Consider the following 10,161-nt stretch of genomic DNA (forward strand, 5'->3'; position numbering starts at 1 on the left):
CAGGCGCGGCATAGGCCGCCCCGCGCGAAACGAAGGTCGGGGCCGGATAGGATGCATCCTCGCGAGTGTTTCGGGTCCAGGCACCGCCATGGATGAAGACCAGGACCGGGGCGGCCTTGGCATCCCAGGCGCGAACACATCGATGAGATCTCTGGCATCTGGACCGTATTTTGCCGGACGCGGCGGCATCGCGCGCCGGACCTCGGCGCTGGCGATGCCATCGCCTTCCTCCAGTTCCGCCATCCGCGGCGCCCAGAATGACTGGTCATACGCCGTATCCAGTTGCTCCTGTGTGTAGTCGAGGAATACCGACGCGGCTAAGGACTTGCCGACCGCTACGGCAGACAGGGACACGCCCGCCATGAGAAACGTTCTGCGCATCATTACTCTTCTCTCCCTCAGGACAGCCGCGATGATTGTAAAGGTGGGCGCGATCAATGCGGGGACAAAGTACGACGTAATCCCGGATGAGACCCTCCTCAAGGTCAGTGTACGGACGTTCGACGAGAATGTTCGTGCAAAGGTGAAGAAGGCGATCGAGCGGATCGCTGCCGCGGAGTCGGAAGCGTCGGGCGCCACTCGCCCGCCCGAGATCACTCAGGCCGAGACCGCGCGCTTCTCGCGCGTGGGGATTATCTGACCAAAATGTCGAAAAGCCGTAGTGGAACAAAGGAAAGTGACAACCGAGATCATCAGCCAGCCAGCCCCCAATCTAAGCCCCGAGCAGCACCTTCAACCTGTCCAGCGCCGCCGTCAAACCCTTCAATGAAACCGACAAGGGCACATCCTTCTGGTCGAGACTCTTAACCGTGACCTTGAGCGTTGTGCCCGTGCGCAGCGACGCGGCTGCTTTCGCGTCGAAGCTGAGGGGCACGAAGCAGCCGGCGGGCAGGCAGGTCGAGAAGGGCAGCGGCTTGCCCGCTTGCCCATCGTCGACCTGAAGCGTCGCGCCGACGGCGAGTTGCAGGCCGAAGGGCAGGACGAGATTGCCCGCAATGCCGTCCTCCTGCCCCTTGCCCAATTCGACCGCAAGCAGGCGCCGTCCGTTCTGCTGCGACTGCTGATAGGTAGCCGCGCATACCAGCGTCGGCGTGGCCTGGCAGGAGAGATCCCAGTCCTCATAGGTCTCCTTCAGCGAGGAAGCACCGCCCGGCAGCCCGGCTTCCTGAGCTGCCAACGACGCGGAAAGCGCCATGAGGGTGGCCGCGGCCACCGCACAAATCCTGGACGAATCCGACATCAGCAAAGCTCCGTTGCCCCCTTGTCGTGGAGCGCCGCGCGTGCCTTCGAGGCGAGAATGGCGCTCTATCCGATTGAAACGACGCGTCGGCCCGAAAATCGATGCCGATCTTCGGGCCGACGTATCTGCAACAATTACCCGACCGCGATGCCGCAGGCAAGCGTTCCGCTCCGGCGTGTCGTAAGCACATGATTTGTCCGGATTAGGTAGCACAGGAGTTGTCCGGTTTCATCGCCAGCGAATGGAAGCTGGGGATGAAGCGGGCAGCGTGGCTCCAGGACGGAGAATACAGAAGTTTCGGGACGTATTGAGCCGTTGGACTGGCGGCGATCTCTCGATGATGGAGGCAGGCGAGTTGCTGGGCATGTCGGAGCGGCAATTTCGGCGTTATCGCGACCGTTACGAAGAGGCCGGGGAGGCTGGGTTGCTGGACCGGCGTTTGGGCAAGCTTTCGACGCGCCGGGTGCCAGTGGAGGCGATCGAGGAGATGCTGGAGCTTTATCGCCATCGCTACCTTGGCTGGAACGTGAAGCATTTCCACGAGCACCTGCTGCGCGATCACGATTTCAGCTGGGGCTACACCTTCATCAAGACGCAGCTTCACGCGGCGGGCCTGGTGGAACGGGCCAAGCGGCGCGGTGCTCACCGGCGCAAGCGGGAAAGGAAGCCGTGCGAAGGGATGATGCTACACCAGGACGGCAGCCGTCATCAGTGGCTGGCGAGTGGGCCGATGCTGGATCTGATCGTGACTATGGACGATGCGACGAGCACGATCTATTCGGCCTTTCTGATCGAGGAGGAAGGCACGGCGTCGAGCTTCCAGGGACTTCTGGAGACCTTTGTCGCCAAGGGATTGCCGTCAAGCCTCTACAGCGATCGTGGCAGACACTATTTCGTGACGCTCAAGGCGGGCGGGGCTGTCGACAAGATTCGCATGACCCAGGTCGGTCGGGCGCTCGAGCGGCTCGGCATCGAACATATTCCAGCCTATTCGCCTGGAGCCAGGGGCCGCTCCGAGCGGATGTTCTCAACCTTGCAGGACCGACTGCCGAGGGAACTGGCACTGGCCGGCATGGCTGATATCGAGGCCGCCAACCGCTTCGTCGCACAGACCTATCTGCCGGCTCACAATGCCCGCTTCGCCAGGCCCGCCGCGGTTGAAGACAGTGCCTTTGTCGCCGCCGACCCGCAGCAATTGGCCCAGATCCTGTGCATCGAGGAGGAGCGCGTCGTTGCTCGTGACAACACGGTCGCCTTCGCGCGGCTGCGATTGCAGCTCCCGCACAGTCCGATCCGGGATGATGATCGTTGTGGAGCTGCCGTGCACGACGATTTCGAACCATAGTTGGCGATGTAGAATTCTATTTTAATCGTATAGAACAATTGAGAAACGTCGCCAATCTGAACACCTCGCCTCGGATCATGGCGTTCGGACGATGACTGCCGTAAGATTCCACCCGTGTGGGGCAAGGCTGCTACCGGCCTGCGACGGAGGGGAACATGGCAATTGATACTCTTGATAAGGTGCCGCTGCTCTATCACTTCACCGACCGGAGGAACCTGCCGGTGATTAAAGAAATGGGAGGACTCTATCCACTCGCGCAGCTTGACCAGAAGAAGGTCAAGGTTCCGGCACCGGGCGGCAATGAATGGAGTCGTGACGCCGACGCGTTGAAGGGAATGGGCAACTACGTCCACCTTTGCTTTCGTAGCACCCATCCGATGGAGTACGTTGCCCGGCAGGATGGGAGGATTACGGACACGATCTTTCTGCAAATACACCCCTCGGTAATGCAGTTCACGGGTGTTCGTTTTACCAACGATGTCGCGAACAAAGCTGGCGTCGAATCGATTCCTATCGGAGAGGCTGAACCGCTAATCGATTTTGAGATACTTTACACCCGAACGGACTGGAAGGATTCGGCGATTAAGGCGCGTCTCACTCAGGCGGAGAAATACGAGGTGTTGGTTCCCCATGTCATTCTGCTGGGCTTAATAAGGAACATTTAGAATGGCTGAGAGACCAGTCTTTATCCCTGCAACCGAGGACGAAGGTTACGTCAGGCGATTGGATTTCGAAATTCCGTGGGCCGGTGGCTTCGCTGAGGTTCAGAAGAAGAAGAATATACGGTCGCTGCATGAGGCCGCCAAGAAAGCCGGATATGCGCCGCTGCTAGAAGTGTCTAGCAAGTCTGATGAAGTCGCCGGCCAGCATCTTAGCGCGTTTCACCTGCGCGTGAGGACCAGCATCGGCGAGATACCGCTGGAGAACGCCTTTCAGGGAAGTAAGGTATTCGAGCGTGGCGGGCCGTACACCGATCTGTACGAGGTTGAACCGCGCGATGCGAAGCGCGAGCCACGACTCCGCGAATCCGGCGCACTGGTGGGCTTCAAATTCGACGGCTTCGAGTTCCCGCTAGAACCCACGACCGTGTTCTACGATTGGCTTTATCTCAATGCCATCTTTCCTCACCGTGTATGGCTCAAAAATCGAGTGGACGGCGAAATGCGGTATGCCGGTTTCACTGACATAGAGTTCAACCCTACCAAGTCGGTCAATTGTCAGGCGAAAACGTGCGCTCTGTTCGTAGTGCTCATGAGGGAGAACAAGCTGGAGCGCTACCTAAAAACGCCCGAGGTTTTCATTGCCGCGATGGCTGCTCATTCGCTTCGGCCGACCGAGCATCAACCTCATTTGAAGCAGGCCAGACTTAGGGTCGGCTAGCAGGCAGTAGCGCAATTTATTCGCTAGAGCAGCAAGGTCACTGCCGAGACCGCACGCCGGGTAACCGGTATCAGTACACCTGTCTTCGGCGTGTCATGGTCGGACCCCAGCCCCTCAGAGACAGAAATCGTACGCCGCTTCCTCGTTTCTCGAAGATCGACGCGTCCTTTACAATCCCTTCGATAGCGGCGGAAGCCCATGAGTTGCCTGTCAGGATTGAGTGTAGCCGCGGGCTCTCATGCAATCCTTGACGAGATTGCCTTGTTCCATACCCTTGACGATACGATCCCCGACACCGTCCCCGATTGCATCTGTCATCGTTTTCGGGCGGCTATTCGTTCCGATCGTCGCCGTCGCCATTTCCGACTGATACTTGCATTCAGTGTAGTCCTGCTGGGCAGCACTGCGCGGCGTCTCGTCCTTCACCCAGTTGCCGCCGTCGGACGTACTGCACCCGGCAGCGAAAGAAAGGCACCCTGCCAAATCGCAATTAGAATTACTTTGTTCACGAAACACTCCTTCCGGAAAGCAAAAGCAGCAATGGCCGAAGGATGGTCGGCCATTGCAAGGCGATAAGATCTTTCAATAGAGATGGCTGTCAGTTCGCTGCTGGAATCGGGCATGACATATCGCCCTCCCTTGCGGCGATTAAAACCGAACACTGAGTTTGGCGTTGAAGCCATGCTCCTGCGCGTCCGAGGCAAGCTGACCTTTATAGGTAAGCCCGATGGTTGCCTTGTCGGTAAGGTTGACATCGATACCAGCTTCGAAGACGGCAGCGTTCTTTGCGATTGGCGTTCCCTCCACGGCGAAGGATGAGCCGCCTGTGAAGGCAAGCGCCGTTTCAGGCACCACATCGCCGAACGCATGACGCCAGCCGATACCGCCACGGGCGGTTGTATTGACGGAACCAAGCGGGAAAGCGGTCGAGGCGCGCAGCCCTATCGTGGTGAATGTCGTGTCGCTCGACCGGTCTTTTCCGGAAAGCGCAGCGGCACCGCCATGCTCTGTGAAGCCATCCGCGTTGAAGTTCACATAGGCTAGGTTCGCATAGGGCTCGAAAGATACGGAAGCTGTATCCAGTCGAGAGCCGAGTTCGCCGAAAGCCTGGAACGTGCCGGCATGGTAATCGGCCGAAAGGCTGTCGGAGAAGCCCGGAAACGCCACCGACCTGCCGGTCTCGATGCGGTTCCACGTATAGGCAAGGCCGGAACGGAAGCTGTGAGGGCCACGCTGCGTGCCAGCGTAGATCCCGAGGTGATAATTGTTGCCTGAGCCGGAGGAGGCGCGATCATCCACATGGATGGACGTATGGCTATAACCGGCAAGAAGCCCGAGCCGCCAGCTTTCGCCGATGGCCGCATCGCCGCCTGCAATAAAGCCTCCCGTCGAGCGGTCGAGGCGAGCAGCGTTGCCGTCTCCGTCCAAATGTCCCCAGGCGCCGAAACCGCTGCCCCAGACGGCGAAGTTTTCGCTGGTCGCGGGAGCCAGTTCCGGGCCTTCCGGTCCATATGCCATGACCGGCACGGTTGATGCGCCCACGCCTGCGAACGCTGCGCGAATGCGATCGCCGGCGGCGTCACGGACGAAATGGCTGTCTTCGACAAAGGCGCTGTGAACGGAAGCATGGATCTCGCCCGAAAGCTGATCGAATGCGTTGCGGGATCCCTGTCCCGTCAGGAAGAGGATGTTGTCGTGGATCGTGTTGCCGGAACCAAGGGCTTCCGCAGCCGCGCCCACGGATCGCTGATTGAAGGTATTGCCGACATCGGCAAAGGTGACAGAATTGCGATCGACGTCGAGATAGACGTTGGTCGGGTCATAAGCGAGTTCGAAATCGACGAAGGGCGAGTCTGTAAAGAGGCCTCCTGTCAGCCCGCCGTAGGTCCCGATCACGCCGCCAGCGGCGGTCAGAAGCGTGTAGCGGGTATCGACTGAGAAATGCCCGGCACCTTCACGCACCAGGTTGACGCTCGCTCCCTTGTTGATGGCGGCACTGCCGGCAACGTCGATGAGATCTGAAGCCTTGCTCGGTGCGATACCCGCCAAATAGGTCGACCCGGCCTGCTGCACGAAGTCACCGTTGACGGTGAGCACTGCAACCCCCTTGCTTGGATCGAGCACGCTGCCAGGAGCGACGGTGCCGCCTGCGCCAACCGTAAGAGAGCCGACTGCACCGATACCCGTAAGGGTACCAGTAGCCGAGACGCCTACCTTCGAAACAATGCGGCCATCGACGGCGAGTATGCCTCCAAGCACCTTGGTCGGCCCGCTGTAGCTGTTTTCGCCGGACAGGATCAGCGCTCCTTCGCCGCGCTTCGTCAGGTCTCCGGCGCCCGAGATTGAATTCGACCAGATCGAGGAGTAGCCTTTGGTGTCGACGTCGAAGACGCCGGCGTAGCGGAACTCGCCCGGACCCTCGATCGCAACGCCGAGATTGAGCAGACCCTGGCCGAAGACTTGTTCATCCTCGAACCCTTTGGTGGTCGTCGTTGTCAGGAGGGTTTCAATGGTCTGGCGGGCGTTCATGTAAGGGAATGCCGACCGGATCACTGCCGCCGCGCCAGCAACATGCGGCGTTGCCATGGAAGTACCTTCCTCGTACTTATACGGGTTGTTCTTGTTCGCCCGATCCCCTTGTGGCCAGGTAGAATAAATGCCGTTCTCATCAATCGGATTATCGGGATCGGCATTAATATCGCCACCCGGAGCCGCGAGGCACCACTCTGCTGTGGCTCCGCATCTATTGCTATAGCTGGCAATCTTGCCATCCTTGCCGACAGCAACGACTGTTATCAGCGAGCCTGCCAGATCCGAGAAGTCGAGCTTCGAGACATCAGACCCGCTCACTATCTTGTATGTATTTGGGTTATTGAAATCGAAACCTTTGTTTGTTTGATCGTTTGTGTCGATGAACTTATAAAGATTTCCATCTTTGGTATTTTCTGGCGTTATTAACGGCAACGTGCCGATGCCGCTGGGAATCGCCGAAGCAGCGCCGGGTTGGTCGTCGGTACTGGCATCATTACCGGCGGCGAAGACGAGCACGATGTCCGCCTTAGCCGCCTTCTTCAACGTATTGTAGGTATCGACGAGATTGCTCGGATCATCATAGATGGCCTGATAGTCGAGAATCTCATAGTTTTTATTATCGATGGCATATCCCTTGCCATCGAGTTTCAGTTGGCCGTTCTCGTCCTTGAGATACCGCCCCAGCAACAGGCCTGGCCCGTAGCTCCCATTGAGCACGCCAGCTCCCGCACCAATCGCGTATTCGATCGCTTCATTGGTCGGGTCCATCTCGGGATCATCTGGGTCGCCGATATCCACTGCTCGAAGGGGCAATACTGTCGATTCATAGGCCACGCCCTGCATGCCCGTGCCGTCGCGCGCGGCGCCGATTATCCCCGCCACATGGGTCCCGTGTCCGTCAGGCACACCGTCTTTGTCGACAGAATGGCTGACGTCAGCCAAGCGTTTATCCGTCCCGAAGTTGTGCAGCGCCTTCGAAATGCGCGCCACGAATTCGGGATGGTTGATATCCAGTCCTGTATCCACAATCGCAACGACGACGCCCTTGCCCGTATAGCCTTTAAGGTAGGCGGGCAGGGCGTTGATCATACTCAGGCCCCAATTTCTGGAATATTCGGCATCTGCCACCGGCGCAGGCGACGCGACTGATTCCTGGGCCAAGGACAGATTTGGTGCGAAGAGCGCCGTTGTTGCTAAAAACAATTTGATCGTTCTGAAGCGCGTTGGCATGCTTAATCCCTATTCCCAAAACTACTTATTTCTTTCAGATCAGATTGGCGCGATATCGAGCGGCAAGCGATCAGCTTATGTATCGACCAGGTCCCGCCAGCGGAGATCTGCGCGTCGCCTCTACGCATGCTGGCGTGTCACCAATGATACATCGATTATTTCTGGATTTCAGGCACGTCGGATTGGATTTGCCCTTGCGGTGTAGAGCGAAGTTACTAGCCATAGGATTCCTCCTTCTTAGTTTTGTCAGCCGCAGAGCCCCAGTACGACTGGTGGTAGAAAGCACACGGCCGGAATCTTGGCAGCGCTGTTCACACCCACGTTCGTAAGGTGGCCGATGGGCTCGGCGCCAGAGCACCAATGCTTGACCTGCTCCAGCTCTTGCTCGGCGGGTTGTTTCAGAGACGCTTGATCTCGATGCCGTGTTTTCTCAGCACGTAGCCGATCTGGCGCGGGGTCAAACCGAGCAGGCGCGCCGCCTTTGCCTGCACCCAGCCACACTTTTCCATGGCGGCAATGACCGTATCGGCATCGGGCACCCTACCACGAGTCGTGGCAGGGCCTATCGGCGCTTGCCCGTCGCCGACGGGCGGGGCGGCACGGGCGGCGGAAGGCTCGATCGTAGTCGAGTTCTCTGACGTCGGCGGTCCGTTCTTCCACAGCGCCGCGGCCAAGCACTCACCCACGCAACAGGCAAAGTCAGTTCTGAGGATTGATGGACCCGTCGCCAGAACTGCCGTCCGTTGAACGCAGTTTTCGAGCTCTCGGATGTTGCCTGGAAATTCGCAATTCATTAGCACCTCAATCGCTTCGGGAGCGAAGGTCAGCGTGTGATCATTCTCAGTATTGAAATTCTTGAGAAACTGAGCGGCCAAGAGCGGAATATCACCTCGCCTTTCGCGCAATGCCGGCACGCGTAAAGTGACGACGCTGATGCGGTAATAGAGGTCTTGCCGGAACTCCTTGCGTTGAACTGCCTTTTCCAAGTCCCTGTTGGTTGCGGCAATCACGCGAACATCGACTTTAATGGTGTGGTTGCTGCCGACACGCTCAAACTCCTGCTCCTGCAGGACACGCAGCAGCTTAGCCTGGAACGAGCCCGATATTTCGCCAATCTCGTCCAGAAACAATGTGCCTTTGTCGGCAGCCTCAAAGCGCCCCTTGCGCAAATTGATCGCGTCGGTGAAGGAACCCTTCTCATGACCGAACAAGTCAGATTCCAGAAGCGTCTCGGTGAGCGCCGCGCAATTGACCTTGATGAAGGGCTGCTTGGCGCGAGGCGAGAGTTCGTGAATGGCTTTGGCAACCAGCTCCTTGCCGGTTCCGGATTCACCTCGCAACATGACCGTAGTCTTCGCCTTGGCCACCTTGACAAGGTGCTCACGCAGCTTGCGCAGCGCCAGACTATCGCCAAGCATCTCCTTGCTGATCTTTTTACGCTCCATTTGGCAGCCCATCCCACTCCGCCACCCGCCGGTGGAACTGCACTTGACGGTGAGCTGTGTTGTTTTTCGTCATTATCATTCTCGATCTCACCTTTGTGCCTCGAAATTTCCGGCGCGCGGACGCCCTCGGCAAATGGCAATGGCGCCTGAGCATCGTTGTCTTTCACCAGGACGAGCGTCTTCTCCTCCGTGCGGGCGCCCGCAATATGCGCGCTTGTTTGCGCAGGCCTTTACTCGACCGGTCGCCGTTCTGTCCGGCTTCTGCCGCACCGCAGCCTGCAAACCCATCCTTGACAAGAAAGGAGGGGAGTCAATCGAGCTCTCCTTGCATTCGTGCAAGGAAAATTGTCAGTTTGATAGAATTCTATCAAAACGGCAGAAACGCTCCGCCCCCAATTTGGCTGTACCTGCGGCGTTCAGCGTACGTGACGACATGTGCGGACTTGTCCCAATTGCCATCCGAGTTGTGCGGGAAACAGTAGCCGCTGCGCTGTTCGCTTCAACCGCGTGATGCCGCTGACAGTAGAGGCGGCGGCTCGTCGAGCGAGGCTTCATTGTTCGGCTACTAAAGCGGCTGTGCTTTGGTGGGAGTTGGTTTCGCCCAAGTTCTGGGCCTGAGGGCGTCGGCCCGTTTCGCCGCACAGGCTCCTTCCACATCGTCGAGCCGAGAAAGAGGGGCCACACAGCTCCCCCTGTTTCACAATGCCCCGCCCCTCAGCAGCTAGATACGACAGGTGACCTCAAATGATGCGTCTTGCATGGCTTCTACACCTGCCTGAATGCCAGAACTGCGTTCGTACCGCCCATGGCGAAGGCGTTGCTCATGGCGACGCGCACCTTGCGCTCGCGCGGCACATTGGGTGTGATGTCGAGGTCGCAAGCGGGATCTGGCTCGCGATAGTTGGCGGTCGGCGGCACGACGTCCTCTTGGATTGCCATCACGCAGGCGATCATTTCAAGCGCGCTCGCTGCGCCGAGGCAATGCGCGT

At 58.6% G+C, this 10,161-nt stretch carries 8 protein-coding genes and 2 pseudogenes; 4 read left to right on the forward strand and 6 right to left on the reverse strand.

The genetic code is table 11. The features are described 5' to 3' along the window. Nucleotides 1–361 precede the first annotated feature (361 nt). Nucleotides 362–640: a peptidase dimerization domain-containing protein gene (locus tag EOA78_RS11585; RefSeq protein WP_091599544.1), complete on the forward strand. Its 279-nt coding sequence runs from the start codon at nucleotides 362–364 to the stop codon at nucleotides 638–640. A gap of 72 nt (nucleotides 641–712) precedes the next feature. Here the strand turns inward: EOA78_RS11585 and EOA78_RS11590 are convergent, their stop codons facing one another. Beyond that, on the reverse strand, nucleotides 713–1,240 hold the full coding sequence (locus EOA78_RS11590; RefSeq protein ID WP_091599547.1) for an invasion associated locus B family protein: 528 nt from the start codon (nucleotides 1,238–1,240) through the stop codon (nucleotides 713–715). A gap of 307 nt (nucleotides 1,241–1,547) precedes the next feature. Between EOA78_RS11590 and EOA78_RS11595 the strand changes: the two genes are divergently transcribed. From EOA78_RS11595 to EOA78_RS11605, 3 genes are all read left to right on the forward strand, one after another. Continuing rightward, nucleotides 1,548–2,585: an ISNCY family transposase gene (locus tag EOA78_RS11595; RefSeq protein ID WP_164783723.1), complete on the forward strand. Its 1,038-nt coding sequence runs from the start codon at nucleotides 1,548–1,550 to the stop codon at nucleotides 2,583–2,585. Between the two features lie 155 nt (nucleotides 2,586–2,740). Next, the gene (locus EOA78_RS11600) at nucleotides 2,741–3,250 is read left to right on the forward strand and encodes a DarT ssDNA thymidine ADP-ribosyltransferase family protein (RefSeq protein ID WP_126057640.1); all 510 of its coding nucleotides are present in this window, start codon (nucleotides 2,741–2,743) and stop codon (nucleotides 3,248–3,250) included. A 1-nt stretch (nucleotide 3,251) separates the two neighbouring features. Continuing rightward, the gene (locus tag EOA78_RS11605; RefSeq protein WP_091599555.1) at nucleotides 3,252–3,965 is read left to right on the forward strand and encodes a hypothetical protein; all 714 of its coding nucleotides are present in this window, start codon (nucleotides 3,252–3,254) and stop codon (nucleotides 3,963–3,965) included. A 210-nt stretch (nucleotides 3,966–4,175) separates the two neighbouring features. Here the strand turns inward: EOA78_RS11605 and EOA78_RS11610 are convergent, their stop codons facing one another. The 5 genes and pseudogenes from EOA78_RS11610 to EOA78_RS11630 form a co-directional block, all read right to left on the reverse strand. Continuing rightward, complete coding sequence (locus EOA78_RS11610; protein WP_126057639.1) at nucleotides 4,176–4,391, reverse strand: hypothetical protein; 216 nt, start codon at nucleotides 4,389–4,391, stop codon at nucleotides 4,176–4,178. Further along, nucleotides 4,388–4,588: a hypothetical protein gene (locus EOA78_RS11615; protein ID WP_126057638.1), complete on the reverse strand. Its 201-nt coding sequence runs from the start codon at nucleotides 4,586–4,588 to the stop codon at nucleotides 4,388–4,390. The genes EOA78_RS11610 and EOA78_RS11615 overlap by 4 nt, the downstream gene beginning before the upstream one ends. Before the next feature lie 25 nt (nucleotides 4,589–4,613). Next, complete coding sequence (locus EOA78_RS11620) at nucleotides 4,614–7,727, reverse strand: autotransporter serine protease (RefSeq protein WP_091599561.1); 3,114 nt, start codon at nucleotides 7,725–7,727, stop codon at nucleotides 4,614–4,616. 398 nt (nucleotides 7,728–8,125) lie between these two features. Beyond that, a pseudogene (nifA, locus tag EOA78_RS11625) lies at nucleotides 8,126–9,169 on the reverse strand (nif-specific transcriptional activator NifA); the annotation flags it as partial. A 768-nt stretch (nucleotides 9,170–9,937) separates the two neighbouring features. Then, a pseudogene (locus EOA78_RS11630) lies at nucleotides 9,938–10,161 on the reverse strand (beta-ACP synthase); the annotation flags it as partial.

The sequence above is a fragment of the Mesorhizobium sp. M5C.F.Cr.IN.023.01.1.1 genome, assembly GCF_003997585.1.
Taxonomy (GTDB): Bacteria; Pseudomonadota; Alphaproteobacteria; order Rhizobiales; family Rhizobiaceae; genus Mesorhizobium; species Mesorhizobium wenxiniae.